Annotated in this window: 16 protein-coding genes; 8 read left to right on the top strand and 8 right to left on the bottom strand. The window is 69.8% G+C overall.

All coding sequences use genetic code 11. The features are described from left to right. Window positions 1–3: 3 nt before the first annotated feature. Window positions 4–165 (bottom strand): hypothetical protein, encoded by a 162-nt coding sequence (locus tag JRI60_RS10085; RefSeq protein ID WP_204225631.1) that lies wholly within the window; start codon window positions 163–165, stop codon window positions 4–6. A 76-nt stretch (window positions 166–241) separates the two neighbouring features. Then, the gene (locus tag JRI60_RS10080; protein WP_204225630.1) at window positions 242–403 is read right to left on the bottom strand and encodes a hypothetical protein; all 162 of its coding nucleotides are present in this window, start codon (window positions 401–403) and stop codon (window positions 242–244) included. A gap of 401 nt (window positions 404–804) precedes the next feature. On the opposite strand from JRI60_RS10080, the gene JRI60_RS10075 reads away from it, so the two are divergent. Then, the gene (locus JRI60_RS10075; RefSeq protein WP_204225629.1) at window positions 805–2,730 is read left to right on the top strand and encodes an AAA domain-containing protein; all 1,926 of its coding nucleotides are present in this window, start codon (window positions 805–807) and stop codon (window positions 2,728–2,730) included. Between the two features lie 15 nt (window positions 2,731–2,745). Here JRI60_RS10075 and JRI60_RS10070 read toward each other — a convergent pair whose 3' ends face one another. Then, window positions 2,746–3,360: a helix-turn-helix domain-containing protein gene (locus JRI60_RS10070; protein ID WP_204225628.1), complete on the bottom strand. Its 615-nt coding sequence runs from the start codon at window positions 3,358–3,360 to the stop codon at window positions 2,746–2,748. Between the two features lie 123 nt (window positions 3,361–3,483). Here JRI60_RS10070 and JRI60_RS10065 point away from each other — a divergent pair, with 123 nt between their 5' ends. The 5 genes from JRI60_RS10065 to JRI60_RS10045 all read left to right on the top strand — a co-directional run bounded on the left by JRI60_RS10065 (window position 3,484) and on the right by JRI60_RS10045 (window position 10,273). Continuing rightward, window positions 3,484–4,500, top strand: a complete 1,017-nt coding sequence (locus tag JRI60_RS10065) for an aldo/keto reductase (RefSeq protein ID WP_204225627.1) — start codon at window positions 3,484–3,486, stop codon at window positions 4,498–4,500. A 235-nt stretch (window positions 4,501–4,735) separates the two neighbouring features. Continuing rightward, window positions 4,736–4,915, top strand: a complete 180-nt coding sequence (locus JRI60_RS10060; protein WP_204225626.1) for a hypothetical protein — start codon at window positions 4,736–4,738, stop codon at window positions 4,913–4,915. 88 nt (window positions 4,916–5,003) lie between these two features. Beyond that, window positions 5,004–5,861, top strand: coding sequence for an alpha/beta fold hydrolase (locus tag JRI60_RS10055; protein ID WP_204225625.1), 858 nt, complete (start codon window positions 5,004–5,006; stop codon window positions 5,859–5,861). A gap of 188 nt (window positions 5,862–6,049) precedes the next feature. Continuing rightward, on the top strand, window positions 6,050–9,058 hold the full coding sequence (locus JRI60_RS10050) for a choice-of-anchor D domain-containing protein (RefSeq protein ID WP_204228872.1): 3,009 nt from the start codon (window positions 6,050–6,052) through the stop codon (window positions 9,056–9,058). Window positions 9,059–9,124: 66 nt separating this feature from the next. Continuing rightward, entirely contained in the window at window positions 9,125–10,273 is a 1,149-nt protein-coding gene (locus JRI60_RS10045; protein WP_275439170.1) for a serine/threonine protein kinase, read from the top strand. Between the two features lie 28 nt (window positions 10,274–10,301). Here JRI60_RS10045 and JRI60_RS10040 read toward each other — a convergent pair whose 3' ends face one another. Beyond that, window positions 10,302–11,993 (bottom strand): hypothetical protein, encoded by a 1,692-nt coding sequence (locus JRI60_RS10040; RefSeq protein WP_204225623.1) that lies wholly within the window; start codon window positions 11,991–11,993, stop codon window positions 10,302–10,304. Window positions 11,994–12,107: 114 nt separating this feature from the next. Between JRI60_RS10040 and JRI60_RS10035 the strand changes: the two genes are divergently transcribed. Next, window positions 12,108–13,268, top strand: a complete 1,161-nt coding sequence (locus tag JRI60_RS10035; RefSeq protein ID WP_204225622.1) for a hypothetical protein — start codon at window positions 12,108–12,110, stop codon at window positions 13,266–13,268. A 67-nt stretch (window positions 13,269–13,335) separates the two neighbouring features. Here the strand turns inward: JRI60_RS10035 and JRI60_RS10030 are convergent, their stop codons facing one another. Genes JRI60_RS10030 through ttcA form a run of 4 tightly spaced genes read right to left on the bottom strand, consistent with a single transcriptional unit; the run spans window position 13,336 to window position 16,443 of the window. Further along, window positions 13,336–13,887, bottom strand: coding sequence for a peroxiredoxin (locus JRI60_RS10030; RefSeq protein WP_204225621.1), 552 nt, complete (start codon window positions 13,885–13,887; stop codon window positions 13,336–13,338). A 36-nt stretch (window positions 13,888–13,923) separates the two neighbouring features. Then, complete coding sequence (locus tag JRI60_RS10025) at window positions 13,924–14,745, bottom strand: phosphate/phosphite/phosphonate ABC transporter substrate-binding protein (RefSeq protein WP_204225620.1); 822 nt, start codon at window positions 14,743–14,745, stop codon at window positions 13,924–13,926. Window positions 14,746–14,770: 25 nt separating this feature from the next. Next, window positions 14,771–15,598: a TerB family tellurite resistance protein gene (locus JRI60_RS10020; protein WP_204225619.1), complete on the bottom strand. Its 828-nt coding sequence runs from the start codon at window positions 15,596–15,598 to the stop codon at window positions 14,771–14,773. Window positions 15,599–15,633: 35 nt separating this feature from the next. Beyond that, the gene (gene ttcA, locus JRI60_RS10015; RefSeq protein WP_204225618.1) at window positions 15,634–16,443 is read right to left on the bottom strand and encodes a tRNA 2-thiocytidine(32) synthetase TtcA; all 810 of its coding nucleotides are present in this window, start codon (window positions 16,441–16,443) and stop codon (window positions 15,634–15,636) included. Window positions 16,444–16,522: 79 nt separating this feature from the next. Here ttcA and JRI60_RS10010 point away from each other — a divergent pair, with 79 nt between their 5' ends. Beyond that, the gene (locus tag JRI60_RS10010) at window positions 16,523–17,692 is read left to right on the top strand and encodes a ribonuclease D (RefSeq protein ID WP_204225617.1); all 1,170 of its coding nucleotides are present in this window, start codon (window positions 16,523–16,525) and stop codon (window positions 17,690–17,692) included. Window positions 17,693–17,936: the final 244 nt, after the last annotated feature.

The raw sequence follows: 17,936 nt of genomic DNA, 5'->3' as shown, positions 1-17,936 counted from the left end.
CTGCTACTCCCAGGGAATTCCCAGCTCGACGAAGGCCTCGCGCAGCCGTTCCACTCCAGGACCGTCACCGCCGACGATGACGCTGTGCCTCGTCAGGGAGGCCTGGAGGAGCAACCGGGCTCCGTCCGGGTCGAGCTCGCTCGCGGAGACCATCAGAGTGCCCACGGTAGGTGCGAGCCTGACCCCGGCGCGGGCGCCACCCCAGGGCGCAGGGTCTGGCAGCAGGAAATGCCAACCCCTCTCAGTGCAGGCATTCGCCGCATGAGCCGGACAACTTGGTATTGGCGACGAAGGAATCGTAGTCCGCCTTCGAGGAGACAACCGCTGAGCCGAAGTCGGCGTAGACCGCCCAGGTGGAGGGGGTGACCACGGCGTCCTTGAATGTTCCGCGATAGTAGTCCACCCCATTGTTGGGCTTGAAGAAGCTCCACCCGTAATTGCTATTCCATGGACGGCAGCTCGCAAGGGTAGCCATGTAGCTCGCCGAGGGAGCACCTCCACGCCCCTTCCACAGGTAGCACGCATGTGAAACCGAGGAGCAAGGAGGGTGATCAACCCGCTGACAGGCGGGGACGTGCGTTCTGACACGCCCAGTTCAAGTCCTTGATGCCTATTTTCGGCTCCTCTGACACGTCAAAAGGCATTACTGACACGTCATCGACGTGTCAGTGCCCCGCGGACATCGTGTTCATCCGGGACACCTCGCCGTACTCGGAATACTCGTTCCCGCCAGCGTTGTCTGGCGAGCGCCCGGCCTCACATGCCCGCATGCAGGGGGCTCCCGCGTGGCATAAACCCCCCTCCATGCCTCGCGACGTCTCCTTCTTCGACTCCCTTGGCCGCCTCCTCGCCCTCGAGCGCGAGGCCGAGCGCGCCCGTATGGAAGCCCTCGCCGAGGGCATGTCCCTCCAGCAGCGCGCCGAGCAGGGCCTCTCCTTCCTCGACCTCGAGAGCATCGAGGAGGAGGTCGGCCTCGGCGGCCGCGTCCTGGTGACGCTCGCCCGCAAAGACAGGGCCCGCTTCCCCGCCCGCCTCGACAACGGCGACCAGGTCGCCGTCTTCCCCCGCCGCTCCGAAATCAAGGAGCCCGCTCGCGCCCTCGTCTCCCGCGCCACCGCCACCCGCGTCCAGCTCGCCTTCGACCGCGCTCCCCCTCCCTTCGTCCACGAGGGGCTGCTGCGCCTCGACCGCGTCCCCAACGACGTCACCTTCGAGCGCGTCCGCGCTGGCCTCGCCCGGGTGAAGGCGCTCGACAAGGGCGCCGCCCGCCGCAAGCGCGAGGTCCTCCTTGGCAACGAGCATCCCCGCTTCGACTCCCTCCGCGAGTTCTCCCCCACCCGCCCCCTCAACCCCGAGCAGCAGGACGCCGTCGCCCGCGCCCTCGCCGCAGAGGACTTCTTCCTCGTCCACGGCCCTCCCGGCACCGGCAAGAGCACCGTGCTCGCCGAGGTCGCCGCCCAGGCCGTCTCCAACGGCCAGCGTCTGCTGTGCACCGCCGCCAGCAACGCCGCCGTCGACCACCTCACCGACCTCTGTCTCGACAAGGGCCTGCGCGCCATCCGCGTCGGACACCCCGCCCGCGTCACGCCCCGCCTCCAGGAGCACACGCTGGACCTCGTCGTCGAGGACCACCCCGACCGCGTCCTCTCCCGCGAGCTCTTCGACGAGGCCTTCTCCCTCCTCGGCTACGCCCGCCGCCAACGCACCCAGGGCCGCAGCAGCGCCCGCTTCGCCAACGCCCGCGCCTCCACCTCCGAGGCCAAGAGCCTCCTCGACGAGGCCCGCGCCCTCGAGCGCAAGGCCCTCCGCTCCGTCCTGGAACGCGCCCACGTCGTCTGCGTCACCCTCGCCAGCCTCGAGTCCGGCGTGCTCTCCCACGAGGAGTTCGACCTCGCCCTGCTCGACGAGGCCACCCAGGCCACCGAGCCCCTCGCCCTGCTCGGCTTCCTCCGCGCCCCCAAGGTCATCCTCGCCGGAGACCCCCAGCAGCTCCCTCCCACCGTCCTCTCCCAGGAGGCCGCGAAGCAGGGTCTCGCCGTCAGCCTCTTCGAGCGTCTGCTCGCCGACCACGGCGAGGGCGTCAAGCGCATGCTCCGCGAGCAGTACCGGATGAACACCGCCATCATGTCCTTCCCCTCCCAGGAGATGTACGGCGGCGAGCTGCGCGCCCACCCCAGCGTCGCCGACCGCACCCTCGCGGACGTGCTTCCCCCGGAGGCCACCAGCGTCGACGCCCCTCCCGTCCTCTTCCTCGACACCGCCGGCAAGGGCTTCGACGAGGAGCTGGAGCAGGACACCGGCAGCCTCTTCAACCGCGGCGAGGCCGACCTCGTCATCGCCCGCGTGAAGGAGCTGCTCGCCGCCGGGCTCGCCCCTCGCGAGCTCGCCGTCATCACCCCCTACCGCGCCCAGGCCCACGCCCTGCGCGAGCGCGTGGAGCCGCTCTCCCCCGACATCGAGGTGGACACCGTCGACGCCTTCCAGGGCCGCGAGAAGGACGCCATCCTCGTCTCCCTCACCCGCTCCAACTCCGAGGGTCAGCTCGGCTTCCTCACCGACCTGCGCCGCATCAACGTGGCTCTCACCCGCGCCCGCCGGCACCTCTTCGTGGTGGGCGACTCCGCCACCCTCAGCGGCCACCCCTTCTACTCACGCTTCATCGAGTCCACCCAGGAGGGCGGTGGCTACCGCTCCGCCTGGGAGTGGCCCGACCCCGCCGACGCCTCCTGAGCCAACGGGGCCCCCTCAGCGCGGCTCGCGCGCCATGACGATGTAGCACACGCACACGCCACGCCCGACGTTGACGAAGGCGTGGGGCACGTCCGCCTCGAAATAGAAGGCGTCCTGCGCCTCCACCGTGACGCTCCCGTCCGGGAAGTCGATGCGCAGCGTGCCCTTCTCCACCGTCAGGTGCTTGCCCACCGGCAATTCCTTGCCCGGCAACTCCCCCGTCGAGGTGTGCGCCGGCAGCGTGAAGCGGATGAACTCCACCCCTCCCTTCTCGAATGGGGGTGACAGCTGCTGCCGCAGCACGCCGCTCTCCCCGTCCCGGAACGTGGGCTGCTGCGCCGGAGGGAGCAGCAGCCGCGTCTGCTTCGGCCTCGGGCGCGACAGCAGCTCCGACAACCCCACCCCCAGCCCCTTCGCGATGCGCACCGCCACCACCAGCGTGGGGTTGTTCGTCCCCCGCTCCACCTTGGAGATCATCGCCCGGCTCACCTCCGAGCGCTCCGCCAGCGCCTCCAGCGTCAGCCCCCGCTCCTGCCTCAGCTCCCGGATGCGCGCCCCCAACCGCGACGCCTCCGCCGCCTCCAGCTCCGTCGCTCCCTCTCCACTCGAACTCGACTTGACATTTCTCATATGTGAGAACACTAAAGGGCCCACCCGAACCGCTCAGCCCGGGTCCGGCGGGACGTTACCGCCCGGCCCGGGAGACTGCCCGCGCCTCGGGAAGAGTGCACACGCCGTAGGGAGGTCTGGAGCATGGAGACTCGAAAGCTGGGGAAGCAGGGACTCACCGTCTCGGCCATCGGCCTGGGCTGCATGGGCATGTCGGATTTCTATGCCGGGCGGGATGACGCGGAGTCGGAGGCCACGCTGCTGCACGCGCTGGAGCGGGGCATCACCTTCTTCGACACCGCGGACGCCTATGGCCCGGGCCTCAACGAGGAGCTGGTGGGCCGGGTGCTGCGTCCGCACCGCGCCCAAGTGGTTCTGGCCACGAAGTTCGGCATCGTGCGTGATCCGAACAACCCGCACGCGCGCAGCATCAACGGCCGCCCCGAGTACGTGAAACAGGCGTGCGAGGCCAGCCTGCGGCGGCTGGGCATGGACGTCATCGACCTGTACTACCTGCACCGCGTGGACCCCAATACGCCCATCGAGGAGACCGTGGGCGCCATGGCCGAGCTGGTGAAGCAGGGCAAGGTGCGCTACCTCGGGCTCTCCGAGGTGAACTCGGACACCCTGCGCCGCGCGTGCGCCGTGCACCCCATCGCCGCCCTGCAGAGCGAGTACTCGCTGTGGAGCCGCGACCCGGAGGACGGCGTGCTCCAGACCTGCCGCGAGCTGGGCGTGGGCTTCGTCCCCTACAGCCCCCTGGGCCGTGGATTCCTCACCGGACAGCTCAAGCGCTTCGAGGACCTGGCCCAGGACGACTACCGCCGCCACAACCCGCGCTTCCAGGGAGAGAACTTCCAGCGCAACCTGAAGCTGGTGGAGCACATCGAGCAGCTCGCCCGGAAGAAGCAGTGCTCGCCGGCACAGCTCGCCCTGGCCTGGGTGCTCGCCCGGGGTGAGGACCTCGTGCCCATCCCCGGCACCAAGCGGCGCAAGTACCTGGACGACAACCTGGGGGCCCTGGACGTGAAGCTCACCGAGCGGGACCTGGCGGAGATCGACGCCATCGCGCCTCCGGGCGTCGCCGCCGGAGACCGCTACCCGGCCAACATGAAGCACCTGACGCAGTCCGACAGGCCCTCGACCCCCCAGGCCCGCTGAGGCTCCCGGGTCACTCAAAAAGTGAGAACCTGAACAGTAGGGCCGGGCGACTATGCAAAACGTGCGGGCCTCCCCGCACGTTTTGTCACGAATGACCCGCAAAATTTGTCACCTCCGGCGGGTCAGGCAAGCGGCAAAGCCCCGGATTCCTTGGGTATCGGCGAAAACCGGGCGACGGCACGGCGAATGCTTCCTTGGAGGGCAGTGGGGGAAGGCAGCCCTCAAGGAGGCAGCCATGTCGCAAGTACGTTCGGTCGTGTCCAAGGAAGCCGATGTCTGGGTCCTGCGCCTGGAGAAGTCCAACGGGAAGGTGCAGGAGTACCGCTGCACCACCGAGGGACAGGCCCGGCAGCTCGCGCTGGTGCTCTCCGCCTCGGCGCCGGTGGAGCCCCTGGCCCAGCAGCCCCAGGCCTGAGCAGCACCCGGCGGTTCACGGCAACGGCGGAACGCGTTAAGCGGGGGGTCCAGCCGGAGTGTCCTCTCCGGCCTGGAAGGAGCCGCCGTTGTCCTCCTCTTTCGAGTCACTGAAGGTCGATGCCCACGGGCTCGCCCTCCACGCACGCCAGCGCGGTGCCGGCGGCTCGCCCGCCGTCGTCTTCCTGCACGGCTATCTGGACCACTCCCACAGCTTCGACTTCGTCGCCGAGCACCTGCCGGACTCCTGGCACCTGGTGCTGCTCGACTTCCGCGGCATGGGTCGAAGTGGACACCTGCCCCGGCTCGCCAACTACCAGTTCGCCGACTACCTGGTGGACGTGGAGGCGGTGCTGCGCGCCACCGGCCTGGAGGCGGTACACCTCGTCGGCCATTCGCTGGGCGGCATCGTCGCCACGGCGTACGCGGCCGCCCGTCCCTCGCGCGTGCTGAGCCTCGGCCTCATCGAGAGCCTCGGGCCCCTGGGCGGCCCTCCCGAGAACGCGCTCGCGCGCCTGCGCGGCTTCCTCGAGGATCTGGAGCGCACACCCAACCGCAAGCCCTACCCCAGCGTGGAGGTCGCCGCCGCCCGCCTGCGAGACGGCGCCGCCCTGCCCGAGCACGTCGCGCTCCACATGGCGCGCCACGGCACCGAGCCCGTCGAGGGCGGCGTCGCCTTCACCTTCGACCCGACCCACCGCCGCCGCTTCGCCTTCGGCTACGACGACGCCCAGTGGCTCGCCCTCTCCTCCGCCGTCACCTGCCCGGTGCGGTTGATCCTCGGGAGCGAGGGCTACGGCTTCAATGACGAGCGGGCCCGGGCCCGACTCGCCGCCCTGCGCCCCGCCCAGCCCCCCATCGTCATCCCCGGGGGCCACCACGTGCACCTGGAGCAGCCGGAGGCCGTGGCGCGCGCGCTCCGGGAGCTCATCCAGTCCGTCCGCTAATCCGCCTCGGGTGCCCCGACAAGCCGGGAAAACTCCTTCACCCTCCAGGGCAAGCGGCTTCCAATCGTTCGCATCCTACATCCACGCCTTCGCCAAACCCTTGTTTTCATTGGGCCCGCCAACCAACAGACGGTTGGTACGCCTTTTGATTAGGGGTATGCCGGATGGATTCCAGGCGGGAACGGGCGATGAGGACGGGGCTGCGTGGTGGGCGGATCATCGGGCTGTCACTGCTGACGGCGCTGCTGGCGTGTCACGAACCGGGGAACACCCGTTCGGTGCAGGCCCAGGCGGCCGTGGATGCGGACACGCTGGATTTCGGGGACGTGCCGGTGGGCCAATGGCGCGAGAAACAGGTGCGCCTGCGCAACGTGGGCTACGTGCCCTTCCATGCGCTGAATGCGCTCGGGCTCGAGGGAGACCCCTCATACGAGGTGTCCTTCGACGGTGAAGAGCGGGTGATGCCCGGCGAGGAGAAGCTGGTGCACGTGCGCTTCCACCCGCTCTCGGAAGGCCCCGTGGAGGAGACGGTCCACGTGCTCACGGATGCCAACTCGGGCCGGGAGCACACCGTGAGGGTCCGGGGTCAGGGTGTCCCCCTGCCCATCGACATCTCCCCGCCGGTGCTGGACTTCGAGACGCTGGAGGTGGACAGCGAGAGGACCCTGCGCCTCACCATCTCCAATCCGGTGGACCTGCCGCTCACGGTGACGCTCGAGGGCGCCGCGGCCGATGCCTTCAGCGCGGACACCCTCACCGTGCCGCCGCTCAGCACGCGCGAGGTGCAGGCGAAGTACCTGCCTCGCTCGTTGGGAGACATGCGCGCGCAGGTGAAGGTCAAGGCCTGTGGCAACTGCACGCCGACGGTGGCGGAGCTGGCCGGCCGCTCGGTGCCGAGCGCCTTCGTCTTCGAGCCGGAGCCGGTGCCCTTCGAGTCCATCCCCGTGCACGAGCGCACCCAGTCCTATACGCGCGCGCGCAACATCACCTGGCGGCCGGTCACCATCATGGGGCTGAGCACCAGCGACAAGTCCTTCACGCCGCTCAAGTCCATGCAGCGCCAGGAGGTGAAGCCGGGCGAGGCGGTGGAGGTGCCGCTGGAGTTCGCCGCGCGCTTCTCCGGGCCCAACACGGGCACGCTGACGCTGGGCTACGAGTCGGACAAGGCGCGCCAGTCGCAGGTGGTGCTGGACGCGAGCGGTGGCCGGCCCACGCTGGCGGTGGCCCCGGCCGCGCTGGACTTCGGCGAGCTGCCCGTGGGCGGCAAGGTGGGGAAGACGATTCGCATCTCCAACGGCGGCACCACCGGCAACCTCATCTTCCGGGGCGTGCGAGGCGGCGGGAGCGCGGACCACTTCTCGGTGGACGTGCCCCTGCGCGGCAAGCAGGCCTACCCGTGGAAGGCGGGCACCGCCTGGCCGGCGCTGGGAGTCGATGACATCACCATCGCCCCGGGCACGGACGCCATCGACCTGACGGTGTACTTCGAGCCCAAGGCCGAGGGCACCTGGCAGGGCACGCTGGTGCTCATGTCGGATGACAAGTTCACCCCCGAGCGCACCATCGCCCTCACCGGCCGCGCCCGGTCCACCGGCCCCTGCGTCTACGAGCTCAAGCCCTGGCCGGTGCTGGACTTCGGCAACGTGACGCCCGGCCGTGGCGCCGTGCTGGGCTTCTCCTTCCGCAACCCCGGCCGGGCCGAGTGCGCGGTGAAGGACATCCACCTGTCCAACGACGCCGGGGGTGTCTTCTACATGCCGGGCGGCAAGCTGGCCGGTGGCGTGTTGCCGTACGACACCGCCTTCAGCGCGATGATCGCCTTCCGGCCCCAGGCGCCGGGCGAGTACCAGGGCGAGCTGCGGCTGACGGTGAACGACCCCGCCAACCCCACGGTGACGCTGCCCCTCCGGGGTGTGTCGCAGGACAGCTGCCTGGTGGCCGCGCCCGCCTTCGTGGACTTCGGACCCATCCGCTACGACTGCTCGGTGGGCCGCCGGCGCACGCTCATCTCCAACCAGTGCGCCGCGCCCATCGACGTGCGTGACTTCCAGATTGGAGCGGGAACCAGCAACCAGTACGCGCTGATGACGAACATGGCGCTGCCGCGCACGCTGGCGCCAGGCGAGGGCTTCGAGCTGGAGTTCTCCTACGAGCGCAACGTGCTCGGCCAGCACTTCAGCCCCTTCTTCGTCTACGCGACGAACGAGCCCAGCCCGCTGCTCGTCCCGCTGCTGGCGGAGACGAACCACGAGGGCCTGCAGCTCGACCGCTTCATCCAGGGCACCAACAGCCAGCTGGACGTCCTCTTCGTGGTGGCCAACACCACCACCATGGACACCTACCAGGCGCGGCTGAAGGCGGCCATTCCGGGCTGGCTGGAGCGCGCGCGACAGGCCGGCGTGGACGTGCGCGTGGGCGTCACCAGCACGGGTCTGGCGGCCCGGGCCTCCGCGTGCGGCGGCGTGACGGCGGGTGGCGAGGGCGGCCGGCTCGTCCCGGTGGACGGCAGCCGCTCGCGCGCCATCTCCAGCGCCGCGACCACGGCGGCGGAGACCGTGCAGGCCAACATCGACGACGTGGGGCTGTGCCACAACCTGGTGCAGGGCCTGGAGACGATGCGTCAGGCGCTCTCCTCGCCCCTGGCCACCAGCGCGGATGATCCGCGCACCCCGCTGCCCAACGACGGCAACCTGGGCTTCCTGCGCTCCACGGCCCGGCTCGCGGTGGTGGTGCTGTCCGACGAGGACGACCACTCGGGCTTCGACGCGGAGAGCTACGTGCAGTTCCTCCAGGCCATCAAGGGCACCGGCATGGCGCACCGCACCCAGCTCTACGCGCTCGTGCCCACCGACAACCGCTGCACCACCGCGGGCCCCCCGGGGCCGCGCTTCTCCACCGTGGCGCAGCGCACCAACGGCGCGGTGGGCTCCATCTGCCAGGGCGACTACGGCTCCTTCCTGGACAAGCTCCTGCAGCGCGCCGACAGGCCCCAGGCGGACTTCACCCTCGGCGCCACGCCCAATGGCATGGCGGAGATGTCCGTGCGCGTCGCGGGGGTGAAGCTGCCGGCCGACCAGTGGACCTACGACCCCGCCCACAACGCGGTCGTCTTCCAGCCCGCCGCGGTGCCCACGCCAGGGCAGACCATCGAGGTCCGCTACCGCAGCGCCTGCCCGGCCCCTCCCCCCGCTCCCTGAGGGCGGCGTCAAGGGGGTGGGGCACCTTCCGCCCATGGGCCCCGGGCGGATATGGTGGCCCCACCCGTGGAAACCTTCGGCCGTTACGAGCTGCTGCGAAAACTGGCAACCGGCGGAATGGGCCAGGTCTTCCTGGCCCGGCAGAAGGGGCCCGTGGGCTTCCAGAAGCTGCTGGTGGTGAAGCGGCTCCTGCCTCACCTCTCCGAGGACCCGGACTTCATCAAGATGTTCCTGGATGAGGGCCGCATCGCCGGCTACCTCAACCACCCCCACGTCGCGCAGATCTACGACCTGGGAGACGTGGACGGGGTGCTCTACATCGCCATGGAGTACGTCCAGGGCGAGGCCGTCAGCCACGTGAACGCGCGCGCCAACCACCGCAAGGGCGGGCTGCCGCTGGGGCTCAAGTGCCGCATCATCGCGGACGCCGCCGCGGGACTGGACCATGCGCACCAGGCGCGCTCGCCCTCGGGCCGCAGGCTGGGCCTCATCCACCGCGACGTGTCCCCGCAGAACGTGCTGGTGAGCTTCACCGGCAACGTGAAGCTCATCGACTTCGGCGTGGCCAAGGCCTCGGGGAAGCTGTCCCAGACGATCGTCGGCACCATCAAGGGCAAGCACGCATACATGTCCCCGGAGCAGGCCCGCGGCGAGGAGCTCGACGCCCGCTCGGACGTGTACGGCCTGGGCATCGTCCTCTACGAGCTGCTCGCCAGCCAGCGGCTCTTCAAGCGCGACTCGGACATGGCCACCCTCAAGGCCGTGGTCGGCGCCAAGGTGCCCCCGCCCTCCGAGGCCGTGCCGGGCGTCCCCAAGACGCTCGACGCGGTGGTGATGAAGGCGCTGGCCCGCAGGCGCGAGGAGCGCTTCCAGAGCGCCGGCGAGTTCCAGCTCGCCATCGAGGACTTCCTGCTCGCCGAGCGGCTCCCGGGCACCCATGCCCACCTCACCGGCTTCATGAGGGACCTGTACGCCGCGGAGCTCGAGGAGGAGCACTTCGCCAGCGAGCCCACCGTCATCCAGTACGACCCCCGGCTCATGCGGGAGAACAGCTCGCCCTCCTCGACGAAGGTGGCCCCCGTGCAGGGACAGGCGAAGCCGGCGCGGCCGGCGGGCGCGGGGCCAGGCACGCCTCCGCGCCCTCGGGCGGCCCAGGGAGCCCGGCGTCCCGCGGGAGGCCGGGAGCCCGGCGAGGACACCGGGACGGAAACGTAGTCCCGGCGCTCCCCGGAGACGCCGCCCGTTACTGGCCGAGCACGGGGGCGAGCCCCTTGCTCACTCCCGTGATGGCGCCTCCCGTGCCGTTGCCCAGCTCGCCGAAGAGGTTCTGACTCCCACCGCAGTAGGTGAGTCCCTCGGTGGTGATGCCGCAGAAGAAGCCACTGCTCCTCCGCGAGAGCGAACGCCAGCTCAGCTCGGGCGCCACCGGGGTGGCCAGCAAGCCCCCCTGCGTGCCCGTGCAATACGCCTTCCCCTCGGCGGTGAGACCGCACCCCTCCTCCAGGGAGACGAATGCGGGCAGCCCCTCCATCCGGGTGGGGGTCGGGCCCAGGCCCTGGCCCCAGCAATACAGCTCGCCCGTAGTGGTGAGCCCACAGGTCGTTGCGTTGGCGGCGTCGATGTCCTGGAAGACAAGCCCACCCGTGACCGCGCGGGGGACAGTGCCGCAGGGCGCTCCATCCCGGCAGGTCCACTCGGAGACGACGCCACGGCCGAGCTGTCCGGAGGCGTCCGAACCCCAGCACCAGGCCCGGCCATCCGCCTCCAGCGCGCAGGTGTGGTCGGAGCCGCTGTCGATGCGGGTGAAGCGGAACTCCCCGGCGACGCGGCCGGGAGCCTGGTTGTCGCCGCAGGTGGGCCCGGGGCAGAAGTCAGAGAGGCCGAGCTGGCCCAGGCTGTTGTTGCCCCAGCACCAAGCCTGGCCCGCGCCCGTGATACCGCAGTAGTGGCGCGACCCCGCCGAGAGCTGGATCAGTGAGTCGGTGGGAACCGGGGTGGGCTGCGCGTTCGAGGACTCGTTCCAGCAACGCACCTGCCCCGAGTCCGTCAGGCCGCATCGGTTGGAGAGCCGCGTGAACCGCACGCCCTCGACCAGCGGCTGGGGAAAGGTCTGGCACGAGAACACGACGGGAGGACGAACCACCGGCCCCACCACGCACGACATCGCCGGGCTGAGACCGGCCACCGCCTGCCCCCAACAATGGAGGCGCCCCTCGGCGTCCAGGGCACACGCGCCGAGCCCGGGCAGCCTGTCGTCCGCCTGCACGGTGGAGAAACGCAGCGACGTGGACCGCACCTCGACCTCCGTGTTCGAGCTCACGGTCCAGCTCCCCTCACAACCCTGGCGAGGGGGGAGGCTGGCCACGATGCGGGCGTGTCCCGGCCCCCTTGCCGTCACCCGGCCCTGCTCGTCCACGGTGGCGACCGCGGCATCGGTCGTGGTCCAGGTCACTGGCTCGGCCGCGACCGTGCGGGAATCGAGCAGGATGGAGAATGTCTCGCCCGGAGTCAGCAGATAGCCCGAGGGCTGCGAGCGCAGCTCCTCGGGATACTGGATGGTGGCCCGCGAGGTGCCGCCCACCCTGCCAGAAGGAGAGTCCGCCTCGGCCGTGAGGATGGCACAACCACTCTTGTGGCCCCGGAACCGGGCACGGCCCTGCTCGGGCGCATCCACGAAGCTGGCGATCGACTCATCCGAGCTCGACCAGGAGAACGAGGTGCCGGGCACCGGGTTCCCATCCGGATCCTCGAGGACGGCCTCCAGCTCCAGTCCCGCGAGGCCCGGGTTCTTGTCGCCAGGCGTATAGGTCACCGTCTCGGGAGAGACGCGAACCCGGTACGAACCAGAAGGAGGAGTGCCGGGACAGCCGAGACCCAGGACCACGAGCAGCACGAAGGCGGCGGCCCGGTACGGCGGAGACGAGGTCGGTTTCACTTAACTTCCCTTGCTGGCCGGCCCCGTCCCTCACTGATAACACAAACACACGTGCGAGCAATAGTCTTATCATGCTCGCCAGGGTGTCTCCGGATGCCCGCACAAGAGGGGCACATGACACTTCTCTCGATTCCGCGTCACCTGTTGCTAGCACTCATCACACTTGTCGCGGTGCTGACGAGCGGGTGCCTCGGTCACCACTACGAGGTTTCACGAACGGAGCTGGAGCGCCTCGTGGAGACGCCGCCGCAGGAGCGCGGCCAGGGCGTGTATGCCGTGCAACAGTTCACGACGGCCGCGGAGCCGGAGCCCGCCCCCGTCTGGGAGGAGCCCGTGGGTGCGCCACCACCGGGCTACTCACTGGGCCTGCACGGCCACTGGGTGCCGTCCTTCTACCTCGATTACGGCGCGCCCTATTACGAGCCACCGCCCCCTCCACAACGGCCCTCCGTCCATGACGCCTCGCCCGTCGGCGGAATGTCGTCGGCCGGAGGCACGCCGTCCTCCACGAGCTCGGGCTCGAGCGGCTCCGGCTCCATCGGCAACATCAACGACATCCACGTGCTGCTGGTGGCGGTCATCGTGGTGGGCGTCGCGGCCGGCGTGGGACTGGCGGCCACCGAGGGGGCCCGCTACGAGGGCACGGTCGCCGTGCATCCGCACCACCCGGTGCACCTCTGGCACGAGCATGGCGGGCAGCGCATCGTCGCGCTCGACGAGCTCACCCGCGAGGATTTGAACAACCTCGACAGGGCCACGCTGTCGGGCAACGAGGGCGCCGGCATGTGGCTGCGCGAGTCCGCGCCGCTCAACCGCAAGGGTTTCTCGTACCAGTTCGGCGCCGGCAACGATCACCTCACACTGCCCGGCCGGTACAGCCAGCGGAGCCTCGGCTTCCACTTCGGGCTCGGCTACTACCCCGCGAGGAAGTTCGGCCTGCTCGCCCACTCGCGCCTGCAGCTCGGCGGTGACGACTTCAACGCCTTCTACAACGTGCGCCTGGGTCTGGAGGCCCAGTGGTATCCCATCTCCTTGTGGCGCCTGCACCTGGGCCCCTTCGTCGGTGGAGGACAGTCCTGGTCCGCGTCGGCCGGACTGGCGCTGCCCGACGCGCATGGCACGCGGCCCTATGTCTCCGTCGGGGGGCTCGCGGAATTCGAGCTGACCACGCGCCTGGGGCTCACCTTCCGCTGGACCCAGGACTGGCTGCCCACCGCCGGCCCGGACACCCGCGCCTTCATCAGCTCGTGGTCGGTGGGACTCGCGGTCTACTGAGCCCACGCGGAGAGGGTGACCGGAACCCGAGAAGCCCCGGTCACCCCACCCGCTCGTGAGGCGCCCGCTACTTCTTGGCGTCCTTGCCAGCCTCCTTCACCGCCGCGTCCGCGCCCGACTCCGCCGCCTTCGGCTTGCGGATGGGACACGACACGATGGCCCCGTTCGGATCGATGGCGTCCTTGCCGGACTCCACCTGGAGAATCTTCCGCTCCTCTCCGATGACGAACGTGTAGCGATTGGCCAGCTTCAACACCGGCGTCTTCACATCGTAGAGGTTCGTCAGCTTCGCATCCGGATCCGGGATGAACGGGAACTGCGCCTTCAACGACTCCTTGAACTTCGCCAACGTTTCCTTGTCATCCGTACTGACGGCCAGGACCTGGCCGTTGAGCTTCTCGACATCCGCGTACCGGTCCCGGTACGCCGAGAGCTCGCGCGTTCAACCACCTGTGAACGCCTTGGGGAAGAAGGCCAGGATGACCGGGCCCTGCTTCACCATCTGGGACAGGGTGTACGACTTGCCGGCGGTGTCCTCCACCGTGAAGTCCGGCGCGACGTCCCCCACCTGGGGGGTGGCTCCCGCGAAGAAGCCCGCTACGAGCGTGGGAATGAGCATGCCCCGAGTAAAGGGCTTCGCCGTTCCCGGCGCAACTCAGAGGCTCGCGAGCGCCACGCGGTAGAGGGCCCGGTAACCCATGCGAGGGGCCGGCTCGAAGCGCTCCGCCGTGAAGATCTCCTCCAACAGGCGCTTGCCGTCCTCGCTCTCGTGCAGCCCCAGCAGGGCCCGCTCCAGCTGGCCCACCAGCTCCGGCGCCACGCCCATGCCCACCGGCACCCCATCGTTCGGGGCCTCCTCGGTGTAGGCGATGAGCTCGAACTCCCGCCCCTTGCCCGGGAGCACCACCTCCACGCCGTCCGCGTACGTCAGCCCCGTGGACTCCGGCGGGCAGAAGACGCTCGCCACGTCCGCCAGGCCACTCAGCACCGCCTCCAGGGAGGCCTTGTACGAGCCCGAGAGCTGCTGCGAGACGAACGTCTTCGACGGCTCCTGCCCCTTGGCCTTCAGGTACGCCACCGGCAGCAGGTAGCCCGCCACCGAGTCCCGGTCCACCCACGCCACCCGCTTGCCGTGCAGCGACTCCAGCTTCAGCCCGGAGCCCGCCCGCGCCACCAGCGCCGAGCGGTACGACGAGCGCCCCCGCCGCACCCCGCGCGCCAGCACCCGCACGCCCATGGCCTCCACCCGGGCGCACACGAAGGGCGGCGCCCAGACGGCATCCGCCCGGCCCGCCAACAGGTCCTTCGCGAGCGCCTCGTAGCTGGCCGCCACGCCCACCTCCACCTTCCGGCCCAGGGCCCGCTCGATGAGCGAGGCCAGGTGCTCGGTCCGCTCGCGCGCCAGGGAATTGCCCAGCGAGGGCGGCAGACCGAATCGGAAGGAGAAGCGCGCGGTGGTGGGAGGGGAGACGGACATGGTGGCGAGCGGGTCCCTCCTCCTACTACGCCTCGCGGTCGAGCCGCGCGACTTCGTCGTCCGCGAGCCCGAAGGTGGCCTGGAGCATGTTGAGGATGCGCTGCTCGCTCAGGCTCGGCTCCTGACCGCCCGCGTGGGCGATCTTCGTCGCCAGCCGGTAGGCCTTCAGCCGCTGGGTGTGCGTCGTCAGCCCGTGCGCCATCACCTGGAGCCGCGCCGGCAACCCCTCGGCGGCCAGCGCCGCCACCGCCTCGCTCACGAAGGCCTGGGCACGCTCGGGGCTCACGTCGTGGAAGAGCGGATCCGACGCGAAGCTCTCCACCAGCGCCCGCGCCTCCGCCTCCTTCAGATGCCCGTCCGCCGCGCTCACCAGCACCATCACCTCGGCGAACAGCCGCTCCAGCGGCTCGCCCAGCGCCTCCGCCAGGCTGCCTCCGCCCTCGATGACGTCGATGATCTGCGCCACCTCGTCCTCGGAGATGCCGAGGGCGGCCTGGAACGTCTTGAGCAGACCCAGCTCCGTGCGCGTGGCCCGGTGGTCCGAGAACGCCACGGATGCCGCCAGCCCGAAGGCCAGCATCCGCGTCTTGTGGTCCGGCAGCCGCGCCCGGAACGAGGCGAGAATCTCCTCCAGGTCATGCGCCTTGGACAGCCGCTGGGCGCTCGCCTCCACCAGCGAGTTGAGCTCCTCGGGCTTGGTGCCCTCGAACTCGGGGCGCTCGATGACGCGCCTGAGCAGCGTCTGCATCTCCAGCTGCGACACACGGCCATCCGCCATGGCCGCCAGCAGCATCACCTCCACCAGCGCCGCATTCCGCTCCTTGCGCGCCTTCACCGCCAGCTCTCGAGGCATCCGCCAACCCTCCCAGAATCGTTCGTGCTGCCGTCCTACTGCGCCTGTGTGCTCTCGGGCTTCGCGCCCTCCTCGGGCACAAGCTCGGAAAAGTCGAAGAGGCTCCGGTCCATCAGGTGGCTGGGCCGCACGTTGCTCATGGCGGACAGCACGCTCTGCCGGACGTTGGGAATCTCCTTGCCCAGCTCCTCCACCAGCCGCTGCATGCGCTTGCGCTGCAGGTTCTCCTGCGAGCCGCACAGGTCGCACGGGATGATGGGGAACTGCCTCGCCTCCGCGTAGGCGGCGATCTCCTTCTCCGCCGCGTAGCACAGCGGGCGGATGACGGTGTTGCGCCCATCGTCGCTCTTGAGGATGGGGGGCATCGCCTTGAGCGAGCCGGCGAAGAAGAGGTTGAGCAGCAGGGTGTTGATGAGGTCGTCCCGGTGGTGGCCGAGGGCGATCTTGGTGCAGCCCAGCTCCACCGCCGCCGTATAGAGGATGCCGCGCCGCAGCCGGGAGCAGACCGTGCACTGCGTCTTGCCCGGGGGCGTCTTCTCGAGGACGACCGAGTAGGTGTCCTCCTTGAGCATCTTGTAGGCGAAGCCCTCGCTCTTGAACCAGTTCTCCAGCTTGTCGGCGGGGAAGCCCGGGTGCCCCTGGTCCAGGTTCACCGCGAGCAACTCGAACTTCACCGGGGCGCGGCGCTGCAGCTCCCGGAGCAGGTAGAGCAGGGTGTACGAGTCCTTCCCACCAGATACACCCACCATGATGCGGTCGCCCTCGGAGATGAGGGAGTAGTCCGCGATGGCCCGGCCCATGTGGCCGAGCAGGTTCTTTTCGAGGCGAAGGACGTCGGGATTCATCGGCGGTTGTCATCCTAGCGGCGGCTGGGGAAAAAACACGCTACACGTACACACCTGGTCCGCTAGCCTGCCTTCCGCCATGCCGACCTTCCCACAAGGTGCGCAGGACGTAGTGGATGCCCCGGGAGCCCAAGCGGCCGCCCGGAAGCTCGAGGCTTCTCCGGAGCTGGCCGTGGACGTGGAGGCGGACGCGATGCACGCCTTCCGCGCCCGCCTGTGCTTCCTCCAGGTAGGCACGGACGAGGACGTCTTCCTCTTCGACACCCTACAGCCGGGAGTGGAGCCGTCCCTGCTGGCGCCGGTGATGGGGGACCCCGGGCGCACCAAGTTCTTCCACGCCGCGGCGGGGGACCTGCCCTACCTGGCCGAGGCGGGCGTGCGGGTGAGGGGCCTCTTCGACACCCACCGGGCGGCGACGCTGCTGGGCTGGCCCAAGGTGGGGCTGGCGGACCTGGCGCGCGAGCGGCTGGGCGTGGAGCTACCGAAGGAGCACCAACAGTCGGACTTCTCGCTGCGGCCGCTGCCGGCGGGGATGCGGGACTACATCGCCAACGACGTGCGCTACCTGGTGGAGCTGGGCCGCCAGGTGCGCGAGGAGAGCCGGAAGGCGGGCATCCTCGAGGAAGTGCTGCTCGACTGCGAGCGCATGTGCGACGAGGCGGCGGCGAGGCCGGACGTGGGAGCGGACTTCAAGCCTAAGCTGCCGAAGGCGGGGCTGACGCCGACGCAGCTGCTGCTGGCGAACGCCATCGCCCAGGCGCTGCACCGCAAGCGGCTGGAGTGGGCCGAGGCGGAGAACGTGCCCATGGGGCGGATGCTGTCCAACATGGCCATCACGGACATCGCGGTGAAGCCGCCGGGCACGCCGAAGGAGCTGGTGAAGGCGGCGGGAGTGCGCGGGGCCTTCGTGCGGACGCACGGGGACGAGGTGCTGGCGCTGGTGCGCGAGCTGCTGGAGAAGTCGCGCCGGGGCGAGCTGAAGCCGGAGCAGGAGGAGCAGCGAGGGCCGAAGGACGCGAACCGGCGCAAGCGCGAGGACGCGCTGAAGGCGTGGCGAGCGGAGAAGGCGACGGCGCGCAAGGTGACGCCCTCGGTGGTGCTGCCCAACGCCATCTTCGACACGATCGTGTCACGACCCCCGGCGAACCTCGATGAGCTCCGGGCGGTGCCCTACTTCGGAGACAAGCGCGTACAACTCTACGGAGAGGAGCTCCTCACCCTGCTGGCGCAACACCCCGTCACTGGCTGAGGAACCACCCCCAAGAACCACCCCTCTCCCTCTGGGAGAGGGACGGGGTGAGGGTATGAGGGTACCCGTCCCCGCCGTGCCCTCCCCACCTGTCTCCCGCTCCGGACCCACTTGCAGCGGAATCTTCCGTCCGCGTCTCCAGGCGCCCCCCTTGCATGAGCACGGAGGACATCCGCGCTGATCGAGCGGTTTGCCGGAGTTTCTCGAAGAACGGCCCGGGAACCAGGGTGTGCTCCTGTGCGTC

It is taken from the genome of Archangium violaceum, from assembly GCF_016887565.1.
In the GTDB taxonomy this organism is placed as follows: domain Bacteria; phylum Myxococcota; class Myxococcia; order Myxococcales; family Myxococcaceae; genus Archangium; species Archangium violaceum_B.
The sequence above is the reverse complement of the archived record's forward strand: the minus strand, read 5'-3'. Positions and strand labels throughout refer to the sequence as shown.